This is a genomic window from Mycolicibacterium sp. lyk4-40-TYG-92, assembly GCF_030209435.1.
Classification (GTDB): domain Bacteria; phylum Actinomycetota; class Actinomycetes; order Mycobacteriales; family Mycobacteriaceae; genus Mycobacterium.
This window is the reverse complement of the sequence record NZ_JARVRX010000001.1, coordinates 42,362-63,657: the sequence shown is the minus strand read 5'-3', so window position 1 is coordinate 63,657 and position 21,296 is coordinate 42,362. Positions and strand designations below refer to the sequence as shown.

The window sequence follows — 21,296 nt, the reverse complement described above, 5'->3', positions numbered from 1 at the left end:
CTTCTTGGTCGGCACTAGGACACCGAATGAATGCCTAACGGTCATCCGGTTCCAAGGCAAGTCACAATTTGACACTCCGCGCGAGCCTACGCAAACCGGATGCGGCCAAAATATACGGGCTGCATCCCCTAAATCCGGGGCCATTGGAGAAACGCCTCCGTGAACCCGGGCGGCTCGCCCACGTTCTCTACCAGGCGCAACAGCCTCCGACGGCCGCTGATCCGCAGGGCCGGATGATGACCCCTGGTGCCGATCAAGGTTGGCGCGATCCCGACTCGCATAAGTGCCGACGCCAACGTCGAATGGGTATCCGGTGCGTGCGGATCCAAACCCAAAAGGTACCCATTCGGTTCCGCGACACCTGCGGCGAGCACCCAGGCGCGCAGCTCGCGGGGGCCCGGCAACCACCCGTCGGGCACGGTTTTGACCGCACCGCGGGTCCAGTCCCCGGCCATCCGGGCCAGCCTCGCGTCGGCCTCGGTGCGCACCAGCGGGGTCTTCTCGTCGGTGTGGGTGATCTCGGGCTTCAGTCCGGCCTCGGCGATCATCTCGGCCAGCGCCTCGGCCCGCCACAACGCGTCGACGACGACGGACAGGCGGACTTTTCGGCCGTCCGCGCCATCGCCGGCCCGGACGACCTGTCCCGGCGCGGCGAGCAACCCAGTCAGGTCGGCGACCGCAGGCGGCACCGACTCGGCCGAGAAGAAGGACAGCTGACTCACTCTGCCGACAGTAGGCCAGCCCAGACCAAAAGGCAGGGAGGCCGGGCGCGACTACCCGCTGATACGAAACGCCCCCACTTCGTCGCAGACGATGCGGGGGCGTTGTGTCAGTCTCTGAGCCTCAGATGGGGCGGACGTTGAGAGCCTGCGGGCCCTTGGCGCCCTGCTCGACCTCGAAGTCGACCTTCTGATTCTCTTCCAGGGTGCGGAACCCGTTGGACTGAATCTGCTTGTAGTGGACGAAGACGTCGCCTCCGCCACCTTCCTGCTCAATGAAGCCGTAACCCTTCTCCGGGTTGAACCACTTCACAGTCCCCTGTGGCATTTGTCCTTCATTTCCTTCTGTTACTGCGGGTGCGATCCACCGAGTCTTCCGGTGTACCGGGAACGCAGGCGACGTTCCCGGGTGTTGACACACGAACACAGAAGCTGCGACCAAGATCAGTCAACCATGTTCCACGCCGTCGCGACAGTCGCACAGCGATCTGTGGTTAACAATTCATCTTGTGACGCAGGGAGAGTCGAACTTCGGGCGCGAGCTGTTGTCGGCGGCGCTGGACGGCACCCCGGCCGACGAGCAGCCGCTGCGGCACGTCGCCGACCTGGCGCCGCGCCCGGCGCGCCGAATGCCCTGGCCCGCTTGGGTTGACGCCGACGTCGTGCGGGCCTTCACCGATCGTGGTGTGGCGCAGCCGTGGTCGCATCAGGTGTCCGCGGCCGAATTGGCGCACGCCGGACGGCATGTGGTGATCGCGACAGGCACCGCATCCGGTAAGTCCCTGGCCTACCAACTGCCGATCCTGCACGCGCTGCGAACCGACATACACGCCCGCGCCCTCTACCTGTCCCCCACCAAGGCGCTGGGCCACGACCAGCTGCGGGCCGCGCAGTCGCTGTGCGCCACGATCCCCGGCCTCACCAACACGACACCGTCCGCCTATGACGGCGACAGCTCTACCGAGGCAAGGCAATTCGCGCGGGAGCGGTCGCGGTGGATCTTCTCGAACCCTGACATGGTGCACCTTTCGCTGCTGCGCAGCCATTCCCGGTGGGCGGTGTTCCTGCGTCAGCTGAAGTTCGTGGTGATCGACGAATGTCACTATTACCGAGGCATTTTCGGCTCGAACGTGGCGATGGTGCTGCGCCGGCTGCTGCGCCTGTGCGACCGTTACGGGTCCTCACCCACAGTGGTGTTCGCCAGCGCGACCACGGCCGCCCCGGCGCAGACGGCATCCGAGCTGCTCGGCCACACCGTCACGGCCGTCACCGAGGACGGGTCGCCGCACGGCGGCCGCACGGTGGCGCTGTGGGAGCCCGCGCTGCTCACCGATCTCATCGGCGAGAACGGTGCCCCGGTCCGCCGCGCCGCGGGCACCGAGGCCTCCCGCGTGATGGCCGACCTGATCGCGGAAGGCGCCCGCACCCTGACCTTCGTCCGCTCGCGCATCGGTGCCGAGTTGACCGCGCTCGGCGCGCGGGCGCGGCTGGAGAACGTCGCACCCGAGTTGGCCCCGCTGGTGGCGTCGTACCGTGCCGGGTATCTCGCCGAGGACCGCCGGGCGCTGGAACATGCTCTGACAGAAGGCGAATTGCGCGGCCTGGCGACCACCAACGCCCTGGAACTGGGCGTCGACATCGCCGGGCTCGACGCGGTGGTGCTGGCCGGGTTCCCCGGCACGGTGGCCTCGTTCTGGCAGCAGGCCGGCCGGGCCGGACGGCGCGGTCAGAGCGCGTTGATCGTGCTGATCGCCCGGGACGACCCACTCGACACCTACCTGGTCCACCACCCCGCCGCGCTGCTCGACAAGCCCATCGAGCGGATCGTCATCGATCCCGGCAATCCCTACGTGCTGTCGCCGCAATTGTTGTGCGCGGCAACCGAACTCCCACTGACCCCGGCCGAGGTGCGGATGTGGGACGCCGAAGCGGTGGCCGAGTCCCTCGTCGACGACGGCCTGCTGCGCAAGCGTCCCGCCGGCTATTTCCCGGCGCCCGGCGTGGATCCGCATCCCGCCGTGGACATCCGGGGCTCCTCCGGCGGGCAGATCGCCATCCTGGAGTCCGGCACCGGCCGCATGCTGGGCAGTACCGGCGCCGGGCAGGCGCCGGCCTCGGTGCACCCGGGGGCGGTCCACCTGCACCAGGGCGAGACGTTCCTGGTGGACGCACTCGACTTCGAGGCCGGGGTCGCCTTCGTGCACGCCGAGAATCCCGGGTACACCACGTCGGCCCGCGAGGTCACGGACATCAGTGTGCGGGGTACCGGCGAGATCCACCGGTTCGGCTCCGTCGCGATGGGCCTCGTGCCGGTATCGGTGTCCAACACCGTGGTGGGTTTCCTGCGCCGGGCCATGGACGGCACCGTGCTCGACTTCGTCGACCTGGACATGCCGACCCGCACCCTGGACACCATGGCGGTCATGTGCACCATGACCCCGGAGATATTGCTGGACAAGGGAATTGACCAGCTGCGCGTACCCGGGTCACTGCACGCCGCCGAGCATGCCGCGATAGGTCTGCTGCCGCTGGTGGCCAGTTGCGACCGGGGCGACATCGGCGGGGTGTCCACCGCATCCGGCCCCGCTCCCGGCGATTTATCCGGTCTGCCAACGATTTTCGTGTATGACGGCTATCCGGGCGGTGCCGGTTTCGCCGACCGCGGGTTCCGGCAGCTGTCCACCTGGTGGTCCGCCACGGCCGCGGCGATCGAGGCATGTGAGTGCCGTCACGGTTGCCCCTCCTGTGTGCAATCGCCCAAGTGCGGCAACGCGAACGATCCTCTGGACAAAGCCGGTGCTGTCCAGGTACTTCGCCTGGTAGTCGACACTTTGGCGGCCCACGGGAAGTAGGCCCGCCGGCCGACACCGGGCAGAGCAAAGTGCGGCAAAACGGATAAACTTACGGCCATGACGGACGACTGGCTCCTCGTCGAGACCCTCGGCGCCGAACCTGCCGTCGTCGCATTGGGGCAGCAAACCCAGGACATGGTTCCCATCAGCACTTTCCTGCGGCGCAACGCGAGCCTGATGGCCATCCAGTCGGCCATCGGGGAAACCGTGCGCGCCGGCCTGCCGCTGACGAGCATCACACCCAAGAGCGACCGGGTGATCCGGACCGAAGTGGTACAGATGACCGACGGCCGCATCCATGGCGTCCACGTCTGGGTCGGCGCACCGGATGCCGATCCGCCCGACCGGATGATCCCGGGCCCGCTGAAGTGGGACCTGACGGGCGGCATCGCGACCGACACCATGGAGTCGCTGGCCAACAGCGGTCTCAACCCGGCAGCCGAGGCCACGCACGGCCGTGCGTTCGCCGACGACCTGCAGACCCGCAAGCTCAACCCGAACGAGGCGCGGGTCATCTCCGCGGTGCTCAAACCCGAACCCGGCCAAACCTTCACAAGCACTTGGGAAATGACCGATTTCCGGGGCCGGCCCATCAGCGTCGGGTTCGCCGCGCGGGTACTGAACGAGCCCGACGAGGACGACCGGGATCGGCTCATCTGCCGGGCCATGAACTGGCGCGGTGTCCGCGACAATCCGACGGCCACCCCGCTCGACCGCGCGCAGCAGATCGCGGGCGGCCCGGGGGTGCCCGGCGTGTACCGCGCCCTGGTGGACCTCAACACCTGGAAGTTGATCAAGTGGATCGACGGGCCCTGTCCGCTCTTCGACTGGAGCGCCGACGCGACGTCCGAAACGGTGGTGCACCCGAACGAGATCGCCGAGATGGCCGTCATGACGGTCGAATTCGGCAGCGGACCGACGTCGCGAGTGCTCCGGTTGCGCGCCAACGACGGCGGGTGGGTGCCGATTCACGTCACCGCACACCGGCTCCAGGTCGCCGACGACACCTTCGCCGGCCTGCTGTCGCTGCGGCTGCCGACCTACGGCGAGCTGGTGGCCGCCGGCGACCGGCTGAACGACGACCTGCCGGAATCCTGACGGCGAATCCTATTCGGCACCAGCCGGATTCGCTCCGTCGAACGGTAGCAGTCGCCGAGCTCCGGGCCCTTCGGCGGCGAGTGTGTCGCCGGGGTTGATGACCAGACAATGGTTCAGCGAGATGCACCCGCACCCGATGCACTGGTCCATCTCCGACTGAAGCCGCTCCAACTCGAGCTGCCGTTCGCGCAGTTGCGCCCGCCACCGCTTGTTGAGCCTGGTCCAGTCCCGCAGTGACGGCATCCGGTCGTCGGGCAGCGTCCGAAAGTGCTCGGCCACCTCGCTGAGCGGAATCCCGAGCCGCTTCGCCACCTGGATGACGGCGATGCGACGCTCCAGGTGACGCGGGTACAGCCGCGTCCCGCCCGACGTGCGCTCGGGGTGGATCAGCCCTTTTCGCTCATAGAAGTGCAATGCGGACGCGGAGACTCCCGTCCGCTTCACGATCTCCCCGATGGTCAGGAGGTCGGTCGGCCCCATGCGCTTGATCTCAACCATCGTTGAGATTCTACGGTAGCGACATGGCAAGGGACACAACGACCGATCGCCCCGGGTGGGGTGATCTGTTCTTCTGCGGCCTCCTCATCGTTGTCACCACCGTATTACCGTCAGCCTGGCCCGGCACGGGCCCGGCCGTGCGCGTCGCCCAGGTGCCAGCGACCGAATCGCACCGGCACCTCCACGTCGACCACCACATCCAGCCGCTCCACCGAGCAGTGCTCGACCCGGCTGTCCATGGCTTCGGCGATGGCGGCCGCCCGGCTACAGGATCGGCCGGGTCCGGCAGCCAATGCGCCCGCGGCGGCGAGTGCGGCCAAGTCGGCCGCTGACTGCGCCCGATGCCGACCGATCACCGCGGCGCCGACTGCGGCCACGCCGGTCAGGATCCCGATCAACACCACAATCAGCGCGACCGCGAACACCGTCGCCGAGCCCCGCTCGTCAGGCCCCAGGTTCGGGTGCCGCGACGGCCTCGGCCCCCACCGTGACGCCGGGCAGCAGCGGCGCCCGAACCCGGACCCGCGCGACGATCCGCCCGCCATCGCGCCGCACCTCGACCGAGGCTCCGTCGGGTCCGGTGCGATGGCGGGCCGTTTCGACGGCGGCACCGTCGTCGCCGCGGGCCGCGAGTCGCGCCGCTTCCCTGGCCGCGTCGATGCAGCGCACCTGCGCCGCGACCGCACCCAGCCCGCCGACACCGAGGACGGCGACGGCGACGAGCGCCGCGACGGCGAACGCCGCCTCGACCGTGACGCCGCCGCGGTCATCGGTTGGTGGTGAGAGCACGCGAGATGATGTTGGTCAGCGCACTGACGATCGAGTCCCCCGTGACCACCGTGTAGAGGATCGCGCCGAACGCCGCGGCGGCCACGGTGCCGATGGCGTACTCCACCGTCGACATTCCGCTCTCATCGGTGAGCAGCAAGGTCGCACGCGCCTCGAGCGCGCGAAAGCTGGTCATTTTCATGGTTTTCCTCCCCTTGTTGTGATCAGAACACCCCCGACCGGAACACGTCACCGGCGAGGCCGGCGACCACCGGCACGATGCCGAGACAGACGAAGGCCGGCAGATAGCAGAGCCCCAGCGGACCGGCGATCAGCACATTGGCCCGCTCGGCGGCCGCGTCCGCCGCGTCACCGGCGTCGGCCCGGGCCTGCTCTGCCAGTTCGGCGACGCCCCGGGCCAGCGCGGCGCCCGACGACGCCGACCGCCGCGCCAGCCGGAGCAGTGCGATCACGTGCGGATCGCTACCGCGACCCGGCTCTGCCCAGGCCGTCGCCGGGCCCGCACCCAGAGCCAGGAGTTCGGCCGCGCGACGCAGCACGCCTGCCAGACCGGCCGGTGCCGACGGCACCGCCGCCCCCGCGGCCGCACCGGTCGCCATGCCCGCCGAGAGGCAGGCGGCCAGCACGTCCAGGCTCGACGGCACCGCCAGCGGGTCGTCCGGGTGCGCGGCCGGCGCGGAGCGGTCCGGCAGACGGGGCCGGATTCGGTGCGTCGCCGCGCCGGGGATCAGCAGGACCGCCACCGCGAGCAGGAGAATCGGCACCGCGCTCATCGTTGTGCCCGCGCGATGATGCGGTCCGACCACAGCAGGCCGAGGCAACACAGCACCACGCCGACCGCCAGTACCGCCGCGCCCTCACCCAGCAGGAAGCGCACGGGATGCGCACCGATCAACTGGCCCAGGACAATTCCGAGCGCGGGCAGCCCCGACAGCACCGCTGCCGTCGTTCGGGCGCCGGCCATGCCCGCCCTGATCCGCGATGAAAAGCGTTCGCGCGCGACGACATCACGCTCGGCAGCGCGCATCAGCGGGGCTATCGCCAGACCGTGGTCGAGCGCCAGTTGCCAGTACACGGCGAGGCGCTGCCAGTGGGCGGGCAGCGCCGACGATCCCGCGACGGCGCGTAGGCCGGCCGAGACATCGGCACCCAGGCGGGCCCGCGCCGCGACCTCCCCCAACGCCGCAGCGACCGGCCCGTCGACTTCCTGGGCCGCGGCATCGAAAGCCGCCACCGGATGCGCCCCGGCCCGCAGTTCCCCGACCAGGATGCCCAGCGCGCCCTGCAAGGTCTGCGCTTCACGGGCGCGCTGTGCCGCTTGCCGTGAGCGCCGCCACCGAAGCCCGGCAGTGCCGACCACCGCCGAGCCGGCCAGCAGCACCGGCATCGGCAGCACGACGAGCGCTGCCACAGCGGCCGCTGCCGCTGCCGGCCAGAGCAGCCGCGGCCGGAATCCCACCGGCCGTTTTCGATGCACGAGGCGCCCGGCGCCACCCGCCGGGGGCGCGACCAGCACGGCCAGTGCCAGCAGCAGCGCGGAACTCACGACCGGCCCCGCGCAGCCAGCAGCTCGCGCAGCGCGGGCATGCCCGCACCGGCTCCCCGGCCGACGTGCCACGCGGTCACGACCGTCACGGTCCCGTCCGGGGCGCGGCGCAGCACCGCGATCTCGCTCAGGTGCCGACGCCCGTCGCGGGCCCGCGCGGTGTGCAGCACCACCTGGCACGCGGCCGCCAGTTGCGAATGCAGCGCCGCCCGGTCCAGCCCGCCGACCGCCGCCAACGCCTCCATGCGGGCCGGCACCTCGGCGGGGCTGTTCGCGTGCACCGTCCCGGCCCCGCCCTCGTGGCCCGTGTTGAGCGCGGCGAGCAGGTCCACGACTTCCGCACCGCGGACCTCACCGACCACGATGCGGTCCGGGCGCATCCGCAGTGCCTGTCGCACCAGGTCACGCACCGTCACCTCGCCGACGCCCTCGACGTTGGCGCCGCGCGCAACCAGCCGGACCAGGTGCGGATGGTGCGGAGCCAGCTCGGCGGCGTCCTCGACGCAGACGATCCGCTCGGCGGGGTCGACCGCCCCGAGGAGCGCGGACAGCATGGTGGTCTTGCCGGCGCCGGTGCCGCCGGAGACCAGGAACGCCAGCCGCGCGGCGACGATGTCGGCGATGAGCGCCGCGGCGGGTGGCGCGATGGCCCCGGATCCGACGAGGCCGGCCAGGTCCTGCGTCGCCGGACGCAGGACCCGCAGCGAGAGGCAGGTGCCGGCAGCCGCGATCGGGGGCAGCACGGCATGCAACCGCACGGTCAAGCCACCACCGATGCCAGCGAGGTGGCCGTCGACCCAGGGTTGCGAATCGTCGAGCCGGCGTCCGGCCGCCAGCGCGAGCCGTTGTGCCAGGCGCTGCACGGCGTTCTCGTCCGGGAACCGGATCGTGCTGCGGCGCAGCCCGTTTCCGTCGTCGACCCATACCTCGTCGGGCGCGCTGACCAGCACGTCGGTGGTACCGGGCGCCCGCAGCAGCGGTTCCAGAATTCCGGCACCGGTCAGTTCGGTCTGCAGCAGCCGCATGCCGGCCAGCACGTCGCTGTCGGCGAGGACCCCGCCCGACTCGGCGCGGATGGCCGCCGCCACCGCGTTCGGATGCAGGGCACCGTTGGTCTGCGCAGCCAGTCGCTCCCGGACACGGTCTACCAATGACGATGTCATGCGCGGTCCGCCTCCGGCTTCTCGCTGGGCGTCACGCCGCCTCCCCCGGCTGCTGGCGTAGCACCGCGAGTACGCGGCGGGCGGCCACGGCCAGCGGTGACCGGTTGCGCAGGCTCCCGCCGAGGCCGCCCCGCTCGAGCGCACCGTCGAGGTTGCTCTCGGCCCGCATGGCCGCCAGCAGCGGCAGCCCGAGGATCGTCGCCATCTCGGCCGCACGGAGCCCACCGGGTGCGGGACCCCTGACCACCAGGCCGACGTTCGGGTTGACCGCCGTCACCCAGTCGGCCACGACCCGGGTCGCCGCACAGGCCCGCACCTCGGCCGGCGCCACCACGACCACCAGATCGGCCGCGGCCAGGACGGTCTCCGCCGCAGCCGACGTCTGCCGCGGCACGTCACAGATGACGGTCACGCCGGCGCGGCTCCCGGCGTCGATGACCGCGGCGAGCGCCGTCGGCGTCAGCTCGGCGCCGGTGCGTCCGGTCGACAGCACCGCCATGCCGCGCCGGCGCGGCAGCGCATCGCGCAGGGCCGGATAGCTGAGCCGTCCCCCGGCTGCCGCCAGGTCCGGCCAGCGCAGGCCGGCATCGCACTCCGCACCGAGGGCGAGATCGATGCCGCCGCTCCAGGAGTCGACATCGACGAGCAGGCACTCGCGGTCCGGTTCACCCGCGGCCTGTGCCAACGCGATCGCGAACACCGACGCGCCGCCGCCGCCACGTCCGCCGATCACCGCGACCACGGCGCCGCGGCGGCCTTCGGATTCACCGGCGGCGGCATCGGACAGGACGGCGACCAGCCCCGACTCCTGGCCGGGCAGCGTGATGACCTCCTGCGCGCCGATCACCATCGCGGCCTCGAACTCGCGGGTGCCCGGCGCATCGGTGGCGATCAACAGGACGGCGGACCGTCGCGGCATCCCGAGCTCGCGACAGCGCCGCGCAGCCGCGACGTCGAGCAGCACCGCCGCGGCACCGAGCCACACCTTCCGGCCCGATGGCTCTGCGGCGTACACCACCCTGATGCCCGCCGCCGCGGCGACGCGCTCGATCTCGTCGCGCAGTCCGGCGTCGTCGATCAACGCCAGGGCCCCGTTCGTCGTCATGGGATCCACCGTGAGGCGCGGCAGGCCGCGCCGCCAGAGCCCGCACCCAGAATGTGGATGAATCGCAAACTGTGGACAACTTTATTGACGGCCTGGTGAGAATGTCGTTCCGCAACTTTTCGCGGGCTGCGCGTGACAGTCGACCGAGCGGGACCGTCACAGCTCTGCCGCACAAGGAGACGAGGAATCCGGCGCCGGCGAAAACCGCGCCGAAGAAGCCATGCCTCGAGGAATTTGACCGACCCCGAAAAAGGGACGACCCCCGCCAGGGGGGGAGGAGGCGGAGGTCGTCGTGGATCAGCCCCGGGGGGTCGGGCTGATGCACACCCGGCGCTGGCCGGGTAATGCCCACTATACACACGTCAACAGGGCTGTGCGCAACTGTTGATTGTCTGTGAAAGGGGCGTGTCAGCACGTCAATCGCCACGACGGCCGCCCCACCGGCGACCGACACGGCCACACCGCCACCCACCCGGCACCGGCGTTCCGGAGCATATGCTGGGAGCCGTGACCGCATCCGATCCGGCCGCCCAGGCCGCGGCCGCGCCGCGTCAGGAGGCCGAGTCGAGCGCTCCGGTGCGCACCGCAGCCTTCTTCGATCTCGATAAAACGGTGATCGCCAAGTCCAGCACCCTCGCTTTTAGCAAACCTTTTTTCAACCAGGGGCTGCTGAACCGGCAAGCTGTCCTCAAGTCCACGTACGCACAGTTTCTGTTCCTGATGTCCGGCGCCGATCACGATCAGATGGACCGCATGCGGTCGTATCTGACCAACATGTGCACCGGCTGGGACGTCGAACAGGTCAAGTCGATCGTCGCCGAGACGCTCCATGACATCGTCGACCCACTGGTCTTCGCCGAGGCCGCCAACCTGATCGCCGACCACAAGCTGTGCGGCCGCGACGTCGTCGTGGTCTCGGCGTCCGGCGAGGAGATCGTGGCGCCCATCGCCCGCGAACTCGGCGCCAACCATTCGATGGCCACGCGCATGGTCGTCGCGGATGGCAAGTACACCGGCGACGTCGATTTCTACTGCTTCGCCGAAGGCAAGGTCCAGGCGATCGAGGAGCTCGCGGCCCGCGAGGGCTACGTGCTCGAGCACTGCTACGCCTACTCGGACTCCATCACCGATCTGCCGATGCTCGAGGCCGTCGGCCACCCCGCGGTGGTCAACCCGGATCGCGCCCTGCGCAAGGAGGCCGTCGCCCGCGGTTGGCCGGTACTGACCTTCACCCGCCCGGTCTCACTGCGGGACCGGCTGCCGGCGCCGTCGGGCGCCGCGGTGGCCACCACCCTGGCCGTCGGAGCCAGCGCCCTCGCGGCGGGCGCCGTGACGTACTCGCTGCTGCGTCGGCTGAGCTTCTGAAAAGCTACCGACGAGTTGCTGAGGCCACCTCAGTAACAATCACAAATCGCCGGTGATTGACCCTTGATGTGACTGCGGTCACGTAGTACAAAGGAAGCACGGAAGCCCCCGAGGCCAAGACCGAACCGGAAGAGAAGGTTCGACCTCCCGAAGAGGGCATCCCAGCACGGAATACCGGCACCCACGCGGAGCACATACCGCGACAATGGTAAAAGCGTTGTGGGCCTGCGTAGTTGCGAAGAGCGAACGACTAAGAGGACCCCTTGGGTGGGGTTGTAGTCGCAGCGCATCGCAGGGACGCCGAGGCCACCCACACAACCCGAAAAGCACGCTTGGTAACCGGGGTTCCGTGCTAGCGGGCGGCGAGCCGAGTCAGATGCACTCTGACGACGGAGCGCCGCCCGCTTTTATGTGTTCACGTTTGCTGGCGACGGTTCTGGACGGACCGCTACTTGGCGGACGCCTGCGCAATCGACAGCGCCTCACGCGCCCCCGAATGCAGCGCACGGCTGCTGCAGATCAACCACGCCGTCAGCCCGTCGGCGGTGCCCGACGCGAAGCCCCGTGCCGCGGCACGGTATTCGCCGACCTGACGCATCCAGTACATCTCGGGAACGCCGAGACCGTGCGGATCGAGTCCACTGGACATGGTGATCAGCCGGGACACCGCACGCGCCACCACACCGTCAGCCACCCCGAATGGAGCCAGGCTCAGGAGTTCGCCATGAGCGACGGCCGCGAGCACCGTCGCCGGCACTCGGCTCCCACCGCCCACGATCTCGCCGAGCAGCTCCAGCCGCCGGCCCACGTCTGGGTCATCGGTGCGGGGCCGGCCGAGCTGGTCCGGGTCCGCCAGATCCGCGGCCGCCAGCGCGTGCAGCCGGGCGATCGCCTGCAGCGGCGCCCGCTGCCAGACGCCGACGAGCGCTGTCGCGCCACCTTCGAGAGCCTCGGCCACCCGCAGCGCGCCGGCCAGCACCGCGTCGGCACGCTCACCTTTGGCCGGCGCCTCGCCGTCTTTACTGAAACTCAGGGATCCGCCGTCGAGCACCGATGACGCGCGGGCGGCCCGCATCGAAGCCTCGGCCGCGGTGGCCGGCCAGCCACGCAGGTTCACCTTGTGCCGATGGGCCCTTCCGAGCGCTTCGCGCGCCTCGTCTCCGGCCTCGGCCACGCCGGGCAGTTCGGCCAAGGGAGCCAGCGGGTCAGGTGCAGCCACGTCCGCACAATGTAGTGCCACCGGGTGGCCACCTCCAACGTCACGGTGGCGGGCCACCACCAACGTCATTGCAACGTGCCAGTGACTACGCTCACAGCCATGACACAAGACACCGCTGTGCCACAGGCTTACCCGCCGCCTGCCGAGTTCGCCGCGCAGGCCAATGCCACCGCCGCGCTGTATCAAGAGGCCGACGCCGACCGCCTGGATTTCTGGCGCCGCCAGGGCGAGCGGTTGTCCTGGACGACCCCGTTCACCGAGGTCCTGGACTGGTCAAATGCCCCGTTCGCCACGTGGTTCGGCGACGGCAAGCTCAACGTCGCCTACAACTGCGTCGACCGCCACGTCGAGGCCGGAAACGGCGACCGTGTCGCGATCCACTGGGAAGGCGAGCCGGTAGGGGATGCCCGCGACATCACCTACGCCCAGCTCAAAGACGAGGTCTGCAGGGCCGCCAACGCCCTGACCGCCCTGGGCCTGGTCGCGGGCGACCGGGTGGCGATCTACATGCCGATGGTCCCCGAAGCCATCGTGGCGATGCTGGCCTGCGCGCGCCTGGGGGTCATGCACTCGGTGGTGTTCGCCGGCTTCTCCGCGACCGCGCTGGCCGCGCGCGTCGAGGACGCCCAGGCCAAGCTGGTCATCACCACCGACGGGCAGTACCGCCGCGGCCAAGCCGCCTCACTCAAAACGGCGGTTGATGAGGCCGTCGCAGGCCAGCCGAGCGTCGAGCACGTCCTGGTGGTCAAGCGCACCGGCATCGACGTGGACTGGACCGAGGGTCGCGACGTGTGGTGGCACGAGACCGTCGAGACCGCCTCGCCCGACCACACTCCTGTGGCGTTCGACGCCGAGCAGCCACTGTTCTTGCTGTACACCTCCGGCACCACCGGCAAGCCCAAGGGCATCGTGCACACTTCCGGCGGCTACCTGACCCAGGCGTCCTACAGCCACTACAACGTTTTCGACATCAAAACCGACACCGATGTGTACTGGTGCACCGCTGATATCGGCTGGGTCACCGGACACACCTACATCGTCTACGGGCCGCTGTCGAACGGTGTCACGCAGGTGGTCTACGAAGGCACCCCGACCTCGCCGAATGAGCACCGGCACTTCGACATCATCGAAAAGTACGGCGTCACCATCTATTACACGGCCCCGACGCTGATCCGTACCTTCATGAAACTGGGCCACCAGATCCCCGCCGCGCATGACCTGTCGAGCCTGCGAGTGCTGGGCAGCGTGGGTGAGCCCATCAACCCCGAAGCCTGGCGCTGGTACCGCGAACACATCGGCGCCGGCATCACCCCGATCGTGGACACCTGGTGGCAGACCGAGACCGGCGCCATCATGATCTCGCCGTTGCCCGGCGTCACCGCGGCCAAGCCCGGCTCGGCCATGACCCCGCTGCCCGGCATCAGCGCCAAGATCGTCGACGACGACGGCAACGACCTGGTGCCCGGCGCCGACGAAGACGAACACGTCACCGGCTACCTGGTGCTGGACAAGCCGTGGCCGTCGATGCTGCGCGGCATCTGGGGCGACGACGAACGGTTCAAGGACACCTACTGGTCCCGGTTCGCCGAGCAGGGCTGGTACTTCGCCGGTGACGGCGCCCGCTACGACGCCGACGGCAACATCTGGGTCCTGGGCCGCATCGACGACGTCATGAACATCTCCGGGCACCGCATCTCCACCGCCGAGGTCGAATCCGCCCTCGTCGGGCACTCCGGGGTGGCCGAAGCCGCCGTGGTCGGGGCCACCGACGCCACCACCGGGCAGGCCATCTGCGCGTTCGTCATCCTCAAGGCCTCCGCGCACGGCGGCTCAGAGAACATCGTCGAAGAACTGCGCGCCCAGGTCGCCACGGAAATCTCCCCTATCGCCAAACCTCGGGAAATCCACATCGTGCCCGAACTACCCAAAACCCGCAGCGGCAAGATCATGCGCCGCCTGCTGCGCGACGTCGCCGAAGGCCGCGACCTCGGCGACACGTCCACCCTCGTCGACCCCAGCGTCTTCGAAGCCATCCGCGCCAGCAAGTAGGCGCAATACGCGAAAGGCCCCCAACGACATGTCGGGGGCCTTTTCGTATGTGGTCAGGCGGTCGGCACGTAACCCGCGCCGGGCCGGCTCTTGGCATCGAGATCGGCGATCACCGCGTTGATCGACACCGTCACGGCCGGGGTGTGCAGCGGCACGTACTTGACGACGCAGGTCGGCAGGTCGTCGCTGAACGCGCCGTGAATCATGCCGACGAGCTTGTTGTTGACGGTGACGGGCGCACCTGAGTCACCCGGCTGGCCACACACCTGGTCCACGATCGTGCCCGGGTCCTGGCCGGGGCCCCAGGTGACACCGCAGGTGTAGCCGGTGGTGCGGCCCAGCTTGCACGCCACCTGACCGAACGCCGGGTCCGGACCGATGCCGTCGATCTGGAAGCCGTTGACGTTAGCCAGGGGCTGCACCTTGGCCGGGTCGAACTCGATGACGGCGTAGTCCAGGGGCTGGCTGCCGGCCACCATGACGCCCAGCGGGCCGCGGTTCTCGGCGCCCTCGGCCGACACTTCGTGGCCGGGCCCGCCGCAGTGCGCCGAGGTGAAGCCGACCAGCTTGCCGCGGTTGTCGTGCCCGATCGTCGTCAGGGTGCAGAAGGTGTCACCGTCGACGACGATGCCCGAACCGCCGCCCAGTGGCACCGGTGCGTCGGCGTGGGCCGGTATCCCGACCGATGTGCCGAGCAGAGCAATGGCGATCCCAGAGATCGCAGCAATCACGGGTGCCGAACGCATCGGGGCAGTGTATCGCTGGGCCGGATCGTTAAGCGGCGCCCCACGTGGCAACATATGCCAGGACTACACCGACGCCGGGAGGACGTGTTCGTGAGCAATGGCGACCGCAAGAATGGCCCCGTTCCAGCCACGGTGACCTCGATCCCGCTGGTGGATCCGCATGCGCCCAAGGCTGATCCGTCGATCGGCGACCTGGTCAAGGAAGCCACCGCGCAGATGTCGACGCTGGTGCGTGCCGAGGTCGAGCTGGCCCGCGCCGAGATCACCGCCGACGTGAAGAAGGGCCTGACCGGCAGCGTCCTGTTCATCGCCGCCCTCGTCGTGCTCTTCTACTCGACGTTCTTTTTCTTCTTCTTCCTCGGCTCGCTGCTGGAACTGTGGCTGCCGAGCTGGGCGTCGTACCTCATCGTGTTCGCGCTGATGGTGCTGACGACCGGTGCCCTCGCCTTCCTGGGCTTCCTCAAGGTCCGCAAGATCCGCGGCCCGCGGGACACCATCGCCACGGTCAAGGAGGCCAAGGTGGCGCTGACGCCGGGCGGTGACAGGTCATCGGGCCAAGCCTCCATTCGCACGGCTTCTAGCGACACCTCAGGCTGGTAGTGCCGCCACCTGATCCGTCGGTCGTCCGGATCGACGGTCCGTGGCGACACCTCCAGGTGCACGCGAACGGCATCCGCTTCCACGTGGTGGAGGCCGAGGGCTCGGAGCCTGCCGACCGCAACGCGGACGGCTCCTCCAACGCCGAGCGTCCCCTGGTGATCCTGCTGCACGGCTTTGCCTCGTTCTGGTACTCGTGGCGGCATCAGCTGCGCGACCTGCGCGGCGCGCGCGTGGTCGCGGTCGACCTGCGCGGCTATGGCGGCAGCGACAAACCACCGACCGGCTACGACGGCTGGACGCTGGCCGGGGACACCGCCGGCCTGGTGCGCGCGCTGGGACATCACTCGGCGGTACTGGTGGGACACGCCGACGGCGGCCTGGTCTGCTGGGCGACGGCGATGCTGCATCCGCGGGCGGTCCGGGGTATCGCGCTGGTCAGTTCACCGCATCCCGTGGCGCTGCGATCTTCGACGCTGACCGACAAGGGCCAGCGCGCGGCCCTGCTGCCGGCGATGCTGCGCAACCAGGTGCCGTGGTGGCCCGAGCATGTCCTGACCCGCCGCAGTGGCGCTGCCGTCGAGCAGCTGGTCCGCAGCCGCGCGGGCGCCGCCTGGCCGGCGTCGGAGGATTTCGCGCGGACCGTCGCGCATCTGCGCACCGCGATCCAGATCCCGTCGGCCGCGCACTCGGCGCTGGAGTACCAGCGGTGGGCGGCGCGCAGTCAGGTTCGCGGCGAAGGCCGGCGCTTCATGCGCGCGATGAAACAGCGCACCGCGGTGCCGGTCCTGCATCTGCACGGCACCGCCGATCCGTACGTGCTCGACGACCCGGTCCGCCGGACCCAGCGTTACGCCCCGCAGACCCGCTTCGTATCCGTCCCCGGCGCAGGCCACTACGCGCACGAGGAGCAGCCGTCGACCGTCACCTCGGAGCTGTCGACGTTCCTGCACCAGCTACCCGGCTGAGATGCACTTTCCGGTCGGCACCGCGTCCTGGTTGTCGACCTTGGCCATCTGCTTTGCCACCTCGTCGGCGGTGAGGACGAAGCCCGTGTCGGCGTCGTCGACCGCGGCGCCGAACACGACACCGAGTACCTTGCCGCTGCCGTCGATCAGCGGCCCGCCCGAATTACCTTGGCGGACATTGCCTCTGATGGTGTAGACCTCACGCGTGACGGTCGTGGAGTGGTAGATGTCCGGACCGTTGAGCTTGATGACCTCGCGGATGCGCGCCGGGGTCGCGGCGAACTCACCGCCACCGGGGTAGCCCATCACCACCGCGCCGGTCCCGGTCGCAGCCTCCTGCATGTCGAACTTCAGCGGCGCCGCGGGCAGGTCGGGCGCGTCGAGAATCGAGATGTCGGCCTCGGGGTCGTACGACACGACCTTGGCGTCGTAGCTCTTGTCGTCGACCTGGACGGTGACGCTGTTGGACCCGGCCACCACGTGGGCGTTGGACATCACCCGGCCCGGGGCCACCACGAAGCCGGTGCCCTCGAGTACCTTCTGGCAGCTCTGCGCGACGCCGCGGATCTTCACGACGCTGCCCTTGGCCGCGGCGACCGCCGGGTCGCCGACGAGCGCGGGATCGGGCGCCGAGACGCTGACGATCGGGGTGCGGCCGAACGGCTGCAGCACCGACGGCAGGCCCGACGTGTTCAGCAGCGCCGACAGCCGCGTGGGCACGCGCTTGAGCCAGGCCGGCGCGAGATCGTTGACCTCGGACAACACCCGGGAGCCGTTCACCGCGGCAGCGAGGTTCGGCTGGTCGGACGACGTCAGTGGGGTGGCCAGCAGCCAGGCCGCGACCAGGACCGCGACCAGTTGCAGGGCCATGCCGACGACCGAGTCGAAACCGCGCACCACTTCATTGCGCATGGCGCCACGGACGGCGCGGCCGAGCACGACACCGGCGATCTCGCCGACCACGACCAGGCCGAGGATCAGGAACAGGGCGATGAAGAGCTTGCTGCGGGCGCCGTCGACGTGCGCCACCACGTGCGGCGCCAGCAGCACACCGGCCACCGCGCCGAGCACCACACCGAGAAAAGACAGCAGGGAGCCCAGCGCCCCCGACCGCCAGCCCGAGACGGCGGCGACGAAGGCGACGGACAGAACGGCCAGATCCAGCCATTGTGAAGGTGTCATGGTTGATCCACACGGTAGCCGCTGGACTCGCCCAGCAGCGCCATTGCCGCGTCCAGTTCCTCGACGACGTCGGTGTTCCACGGCTCGGCCCAGCCTGCGACGTCGAGCATCGCGGAGATCACCTGAGCGGTGAAGCCCCACACCAACATCTGGTTGAGCAGAAATGCCGGGCCGGCGAACCGGCTGGTGTTCTCCTTGCGGTACACCATCAACCGGTTCTCGGGATTGACGAAGGCGCGCACCGGAACCCGGGCGACGATCGCCGTCTCCCCCGGGTCCACGGCGAGCACGGGGCCCGGGTCAGGCGAGTACGCGAGCACCGGAACCACGTGAAAACCCGAGGGCGGGATGAACATTCGGTCCAGCGTGGTCAGCACGTGCAGCCGCGAGGCGTCGAGACCCGTCTCCTCGGTCGCCTCGCGCAGCGCGGTGCCGATGGGACCGTCGTCCCCGGGATCGGATGCGCCGCCGGGGAACGCCGCCTGCCCGGCGTGGTGCCGCAGCGTCGACGCGCGCACGGTGACCAGCAGGTCGGCGTCGGGGGGCAGAGCGCCGGCCGGGGCGTCGGGCGCACCCGAGAACAGCACCAGGACGGCGGCGTCGCGTTTGGTACCGGTCAATGTCGCGGTGGCGCCGGCCGCGGTGATGGCCGCCAGCACGCTCTTCGGCACCCGGCGCCGGTAGGCCTGGGGCAGGTCTGCCGCGTTGTCGACGAGGGGCCGCAGCCAGGCCGGGGCGGCCTGCGGGTCCAGCACATTCACCCCGACACTCCTAACTGTGGGTTCACTGCACTGGCGATCTCATCGGCACTGGTGAACGGCCGGGGCAGGACCTGCGCAACGCTACCGTCCGGGCGCAGCAGCACCGTCGCAGGCATGACGTTGGGCACGCGCAGCGCGGCCGCAACCAGCCGCCGGCCGTCCTGCAGCATGGGCAGCTTGACGCCCAGGTCGGCCAGCCGCAACAGCCCGGCGGTCTCGTTCTCGTCCTGGTGCACCGTCAGCACGGTCACCCGGGCGCCCATGCGGCGCTGGTACTCGGCCAGCGCGGGCAGCTCGTCGGCACACGGACCACACCAGTAGGCCCACAGGTTCAGCACCACGGCCCGGCCGGCGACGGCCTTGGCGACGTCGACGAGGGTGCCGTCGGCGGCGCAGTCGACCGTGATGCCCTGCAGGGCACCCGGTCCGGGCCCGCCCTGGGGCGCCGGACAGGGCGGCAGGGCCGCCTTGGCACGGGGTCCGGCCAGCGCCGCCGGGGTGTCGGCGTCTCGATGCGCCCGGGCCCCGTTCAGCTGGCCGGACTGCTGGCTCGACGGCCCCGACGGCTGCTCACCGAGTTGCCGCCACAGCGCCACGCCGAGAACGACGAACACGGCCAGCACCACCACGGTCCAGCGGGCAGACCGACTCACTCGGTGATCCCGGCCAGGGCCAGCAGGTGTTCGGTTTCGGGTCCCTTGACCAGCGCCGCGGCAGTCGCCAGATCCGTCGGCCCGAGGCCGTAGGACGGGCAGTCTTTCGCGAGTACACAGACGCCGCACGCCGGCGTCCGGGAGTGGCAGACCCGGCGGCCGTGGAAGATCACGCGGTGCGAAAGGAGGGTCCACTCCTTGCGCGGGATCAGTTCCCCGACGGCATGTTCCACCTTGACCGGGTCCTCTTCGGCGGTCCAGCGCCAGCGCCGCACCAGCCGGCCGAAGTGGGTGTCCACGGTGATGCCCGGGATGTCGAAGGCGTTGCCGAGGATGACGTTGGCGGTCTTGCGTCCGACACCGGGCAGCGTGACGAGCTCATCCAGGGTGTCCGGCACCTCGCCGTCGAACCGGGTGACCAGTTCCTGGCCCAGCCCGATGATCGACGTGGCCTTGTTGCGGTAGAAGCCGGTGGGCCTGATGAGCTCCTCGAGTTCGGTCCGGTTGGCCTGCGCATAGTCCAGCGCCGTCGGGTATTTGGCGAACAGTGCCGGTGTCGTGAGGTTGACCCTCTTATCCGTGCACTGCGCCGACAGGATGGTGGCCACCGCGAGTTCCAGCGGATTGGTGAAATCCAGCTCGCAATAGACGTGCGGGAATGCTTGCGCCAGTTCACGATTCATTCTCCGAGCGCGACGCACCAGACCCAGGTGGGTTTCGCGGTCGTATTTTGCGGTGGATCGTCGCGCAGGCACGCCGGTAAGCGTACTGAGAGAAGTCGGTAAGGATACTTTGACCGGCGTCGTTTCGTGATCACCCTGAGACATTCGGCGTGTTTACTTCTGCGTGTGTCGTGGTTGCTCGTAGTGTGCATTCCCGGGTTGCTGATGCTCGCAACCTTCGGGTTGAGCCGCCTCGAAGCCATGCTCGATACGTCCAAGGAGACATACACCGCGGCCGACGTCAAAGCGTTCGTCGACAAGGTCAAAAACGCCTGGTCGGAGCAGTCCGCAGCCGCCGGCACCCTGCCGCACCGATCGGCGCCCCGATTCGAGGAACCCCGCGCGCTGGCGGCCCCGTCGCCGACACGCGACAACCCGCTCGGAGCCTTCGGTGAACCCGAATTACCCAGCCGTCCGTATGCCCACTATGCGAGCAATCCGCAATTTCGCGAGACTCGCCAGGCGAATCGTGTGTAGCGTGGCTGGTTGCGAAACGGCTTACCACTAGACTGACTTTGTTAACCAGTTCACTGGCTAGCTTGCGCGCGTTTTTTATCACTCACCAGCCTTAGGGAGCAACGTGGACGAGATCCTGGCGAGGGCCGGAATCTTCCAGGGTGTCGAGCCCACCGCGGTATCCGCACTGACCAAACAGCTGCAACCTGTCGACTTCCCCCGCGGACACACCGTGTTCGCCGAGGGTGAGCCCGGCGACCGCCTCTACATCATCATTTCCGGCAAGGTGAAGATCGGCCGCCGGTCACCGGACGGCCGCGAGAACCTGCTGACGATCATGGGTCCGTCGGACATGTTCGGCGAGCTGTCGATCTTCGACCCGGGCCCCCGGACGTCGAGCGCCATCACCATCACCGAGGTGCGCGCGGTCTCGATGGACCGTGAAGCACTGCGGGCGTGGATCGCGGACCGCCCGGAGATCGCCGAGCAGCTGCTGCGCGTGCTCGCCCGCCGGTTGCGCCGCACCAACAACAACCTGGCCGACCTCATCTTCACCGACGTCCCCGGTCGCGTGGCCAAGCAGCTGCTGCAGCTGGCGCAGCGCTTCGGCACGCAGGAAGGCGGCGCCCTGCGCGTCACCCACGACCTGACGCAGGAAGAGATTGCCCAGCTGGTCGGCGCCTCCCGCGAAACCGTGAACAAGGCGCTCGCCGACTTCGCGCACCGCGGCTGGATCCGCCTGGAAGGCAAGAGCGTGCTGATCTCCGACTCGGAGCGGCTGGCCCGCCGAGCGAGGTAGTTCTGCCGC

General features: G+C 69.4%; 24 protein-coding genes. 8 read left to right on the top strand and 16 right to left on the bottom strand.

Going from position 1 to position 21,296, the window contains the following annotated elements:
* Nucleotides 1-128: 128 nt before the first annotated feature.
* A complete protein-coding gene (locus QRN63_RS00335; RefSeq protein WP_267320332.1) occupies nucleotides 129-722 on the bottom strand; it encodes a hypothetical protein in 594 nt (197 codons plus the stop codon).
* A gap of 121 nt (nucleotides 723-843) precedes the next feature.
* The gene (locus QRN63_RS00330) at nucleotides 844-1,047 is read right to left on the bottom strand and encodes a cold-shock protein (protein WP_043397302.1); all 204 of its coding nucleotides are present in this window, start codon (nucleotides 1,045-1,047) and stop codon (nucleotides 844-846) included.
* A 181-nt stretch (nucleotides 1,048-1,228) separates the two neighbouring features.
* Here QRN63_RS00330 and QRN63_RS00325 point away from each other — a divergent pair, with 181 nt between their 5' ends.
* Both QRN63_RS00325 and QRN63_RS00320 read left to right on the top strand, forming a co-directional pair.
* Nucleotides 1,229-3,571, top strand: coding sequence for a DNA 3'-5' helicase SftH (locus tag QRN63_RS00325; RefSeq protein WP_285028781.1), 2,343 nt, complete (start codon nucleotides 1,229-1,231; stop codon nucleotides 3,569-3,571).
* A 57-nt stretch (nucleotides 3,572-3,628) separates the two neighbouring features.
* Complete coding sequence (locus tag QRN63_RS00320; RefSeq protein ID WP_285028780.1) at nucleotides 3,629-4,669, top strand: PAS domain-containing protein; 1,041 nt, start codon at nucleotides 3,629-3,631, stop codon at nucleotides 4,667-4,669.
* A gap of 9 nt (nucleotides 4,670-4,678) precedes the next feature.
* Here QRN63_RS00320 and soxR read toward each other — a convergent pair whose 3' ends face one another.
* The 8 genes from soxR to ssd form a co-directional block, all read right to left on the bottom strand.
* Nucleotides 4,679-5,167 carry a redox-sensitive transcriptional activator SoxR gene (soxR, locus tag QRN63_RS00315; RefSeq protein ID WP_285028779.1) on the bottom strand — a complete coding sequence of 163 codons (489 nt, stop codon included), beginning with the start codon at nucleotides 5,165-5,167 and terminating at the stop codon, nucleotides 4,679-4,681.
* Nucleotides 5,168-5,277: 110 nt separating this feature from the next.
* A complete protein-coding gene (locus QRN63_RS00310) occupies nucleotides 5,278-5,622 on the bottom strand; it encodes an Rv3654c family TadE-like protein (protein WP_502888076.1) in 345 nt (114 codons plus the stop codon).
* On the bottom strand, nucleotides 5,612-5,956 hold the full coding sequence (locus QRN63_RS00305; RefSeq protein WP_285028777.1) for a TadE family type IV pilus minor pilin: 345 nt from the start codon (nucleotides 5,954-5,956) through the stop codon (nucleotides 5,612-5,614). Before QRN63_RS00305 ends, QRN63_RS00310 begins: the two co-directional genes overlap by 11 nt.
* A complete protein-coding gene (locus QRN63_RS00300; RefSeq protein ID WP_267320338.1) occupies nucleotides 5,934-6,137 on the bottom strand; it encodes a DUF4244 domain-containing protein in 204 nt (67 codons plus the stop codon). The genes QRN63_RS00305 and QRN63_RS00300 overlap by 23 nt, the downstream gene beginning before the upstream one ends.
* 22 nt (nucleotides 6,138-6,159) lie before the next feature.
* The gene (locus tag QRN63_RS00295; RefSeq protein WP_285028776.1) at nucleotides 6,160-6,729 is read right to left on the bottom strand and encodes a type II secretion system F family protein; all 570 of its coding nucleotides are present in this window, start codon (nucleotides 6,727-6,729) and stop codon (nucleotides 6,160-6,162) included.
* Nucleotides 6,726-7,502 (bottom strand): type II secretion system F family protein, encoded by a 777-nt coding sequence (locus QRN63_RS00290; RefSeq protein WP_285028774.1) that lies wholly within the window; start codon nucleotides 7,500-7,502, stop codon nucleotides 6,726-6,728. The genes QRN63_RS00295 and QRN63_RS00290 overlap by 4 nt, the downstream gene beginning before the upstream one ends.
* Complete coding sequence (locus QRN63_RS00285) at nucleotides 7,499-8,665, bottom strand: TadA family conjugal transfer-associated ATPase (RefSeq protein WP_285028773.1); 1,167 nt, start codon at nucleotides 8,663-8,665, stop codon at nucleotides 7,499-7,501. Before QRN63_RS00285 ends, QRN63_RS00290 begins: the two co-directional genes overlap by 4 nt.
* A 31-nt stretch (nucleotides 8,666-8,696) precedes the next feature.
* On the bottom strand, nucleotides 8,697-9,770 hold the full coding sequence (gene ssd, locus QRN63_RS00280; protein ID WP_285028771.1) for a septum site-determining protein Ssd: 1,074 nt from the start codon (nucleotides 9,768-9,770) through the stop codon (nucleotides 8,697-8,699).
* Nucleotides 9,771-10,277: 507 nt separating this feature from the next.
* Between ssd and QRN63_RS00275 the strand changes: the two genes are divergently transcribed.
* Nucleotides 10,278-11,135, top strand: a complete 858-nt coding sequence (locus QRN63_RS00275; RefSeq protein ID WP_285028770.1) for an HAD-IB family hydrolase — start codon at nucleotides 10,278-10,280, stop codon at nucleotides 11,133-11,135.
* A gap of 448 nt (nucleotides 11,136-11,583) precedes the next feature.
* On the opposite strand, the gene QRN63_RS00270 is transcribed toward QRN63_RS00275, so the two are convergent.
* Nucleotides 11,584-12,354: a Fic family protein gene (locus QRN63_RS00270; RefSeq protein ID WP_285028769.1), complete on the bottom strand. Its 771-nt coding sequence runs from the start codon at nucleotides 12,352-12,354 to the stop codon at nucleotides 11,584-11,586.
* A 99-nt stretch (nucleotides 12,355-12,453) separates the two neighbouring features.
* Between QRN63_RS00270 and acs the strand changes: the two genes are divergently transcribed.
* The gene (gene acs, locus QRN63_RS00265; RefSeq protein ID WP_285028768.1) at nucleotides 12,454-14,403 is read left to right on the top strand and encodes an acetate--CoA ligase; all 1,950 of its coding nucleotides are present in this window, start codon (nucleotides 12,454-12,456) and stop codon (nucleotides 14,401-14,403) included.
* A 53-nt stretch (nucleotides 14,404-14,456) separates the two neighbouring features.
* Here acs and QRN63_RS00260 read toward each other — a convergent pair whose 3' ends face one another.
* A complete protein-coding gene (locus QRN63_RS00260) occupies nucleotides 14,457-15,149 on the bottom strand; it encodes a S1 family peptidase (protein ID WP_285028767.1) in 693 nt (230 codons plus the stop codon).
* A 90-nt stretch (nucleotides 15,150-15,239) separates the two neighbouring features.
* Between QRN63_RS00260 and QRN63_RS00255 the strand changes: the two genes are divergently transcribed.
* Nucleotides 15,240-15,749 (top strand): phage holin family protein, encoded by a 510-nt coding sequence (locus QRN63_RS00255; protein ID WP_285028766.1) that lies wholly within the window; start codon nucleotides 15,240-15,242, stop codon nucleotides 15,747-15,749.
* Complete coding sequence (locus tag QRN63_RS00250; protein ID WP_285028765.1) at nucleotides 15,749-16,714, top strand: alpha/beta fold hydrolase; 966 nt, start codon at nucleotides 15,749-15,751, stop codon at nucleotides 16,712-16,714. Before QRN63_RS00255 ends, QRN63_RS00250 begins: the two co-directional genes overlap by 1 nt.
* On the opposite strand, the gene marP is transcribed toward QRN63_RS00250, so the two are convergent.
* Genes marP through nth form a run of 4 tightly spaced genes read right to left on the bottom strand, consistent with a single transcriptional unit; the run spans nucleotide 16,703 to nucleotide 20,137 of the window.
* Entirely contained in the window at nucleotides 16,703-17,896 is a 1,194-nt protein-coding gene (gene marP, locus QRN63_RS00245; protein WP_061007135.1) for an acid resistance serine protease MarP, read from the bottom strand. The genes QRN63_RS00250 and marP overlap by 12 nt on opposite strands.
* Nucleotides 17,893-18,657 (bottom strand): NUDIX hydrolase, encoded by a 765-nt coding sequence (locus QRN63_RS00240; protein ID WP_285028763.1) that lies wholly within the window; start codon nucleotides 18,655-18,657, stop codon nucleotides 17,893-17,895. The genes marP and QRN63_RS00240 overlap by 4 nt, the downstream gene beginning before the upstream one ends.
* Entirely contained in the window at nucleotides 18,654-19,310 is a 657-nt protein-coding gene (locus QRN63_RS00235; RefSeq protein ID WP_285028762.1) for a TlpA family protein disulfide reductase, read from the bottom strand. Before QRN63_RS00235 ends, QRN63_RS00240 begins: the two co-directional genes overlap by 4 nt.
* Complete coding sequence (nth, locus tag QRN63_RS00230; protein ID WP_502888056.1) at nucleotides 19,307-20,137, bottom strand: endonuclease III; 831 nt, start codon at nucleotides 20,135-20,137, stop codon at nucleotides 19,307-19,309. Before nth ends, QRN63_RS00235 begins: the two co-directional genes overlap by 4 nt.
* 60 nt (nucleotides 20,138-20,197) lie before the next feature.
* On the opposite strand from nth, the gene QRN63_RS00225 reads away from it, so the two are divergent.
* Both QRN63_RS00225 and crp read left to right on the top strand, forming a co-directional pair.
* The gene (locus tag QRN63_RS00225; RefSeq protein WP_285028760.1) at nucleotides 20,198-20,509 is read left to right on the top strand and encodes a hypothetical protein; all 312 of its coding nucleotides are present in this window, start codon (nucleotides 20,198-20,200) and stop codon (nucleotides 20,507-20,509) included.
* 103 nt (nucleotides 20,510-20,612) lie between these two features.
* Nucleotides 20,613-21,287 (top strand): cAMP-activated global transcriptional regulator CRP, encoded by a 675-nt coding sequence (crp, locus tag QRN63_RS00220; protein WP_020100982.1) that lies wholly within the window; start codon nucleotides 20,613-20,615, stop codon nucleotides 21,285-21,287.
* The last annotated feature ends 9 nt before the right edge of the window (nucleotides 21,288-21,296 follow it).

Coding starts and splice junctions, on each gene's coding strand:
- QRN63_RS00330 (WP_043397302.1), bottom strand. CDS start 1,047: ATGCCACAGGGGACTGTGAAGTGGTTCAACCCGGAGAAGGGTTACGGC.
- QRN63_RS00320 (WP_285028780.1), top strand. CDS start 3,629: ATGACGGACGACTGGCTCCTCGTCGAGACCCTCGGCGCCGAACCTGCC.
- soxR (WP_285028779.1), bottom strand. CDS start 5,167: ATGGTTGAGATCAAGCGCATGGGGCCGACCGACCTCCTGACCATCGGG.
- QRN63_RS00300 (WP_267320338.1), bottom strand. CDS start 6,137: ATGAAAATGACCAGCTTTCGCGCGCTCGAGGCGCGTGCGACCTTGCTG.
- QRN63_RS00295 (WP_285028776.1), bottom strand. CDS start 6,729: ATGAGCGCGGTGCCGATTCTCCTGCTCGCGGTGGCGGTCCTGCTGATC.
- QRN63_RS00285 (WP_285028773.1), bottom strand. CDS start 8,665: ATGACATCGTCATTGGTAGACCGTGTCCGGGAGCGACTGGCTGCGCAG.
- ssd (WP_285028771.1), bottom strand. CDS start 9,770: ATGACGACGAACGGGGCCCTGGCGTTGATCGACGACGCCGGACTGCGC.
- acs (WP_285028768.1), top strand. CDS start 12,454: ATGACACAAGACACCGCTGTGCCACAGGCTTACCCGCCGCCTGCCGAG.
- QRN63_RS00260 (WP_285028767.1), bottom strand. CDS start 15,149: ATGCGTTCGGCACCCGTGATTGCTGCGATCTCTGGGATCGCCATTGCT.
- marP (WP_061007135.1), bottom strand. CDS start 17,896: ATGACACCTTCACAATGGCTGGATCTGGCCGTTCTGTCCGTCGCCTTC.
- nth (WP_502888056.1), bottom strand. CDS start 20,137: ATGTCTCAGGGTGATCACGAAACGACGCCGGTCAAAGTATCCTTACCG.
- QRN63_RS00225 (WP_285028760.1), top strand. CDS start 20,198: ATGCTCGCAACCTTCGGGTTGAGCCGCCTCGAAGCCATGCTCGATACG.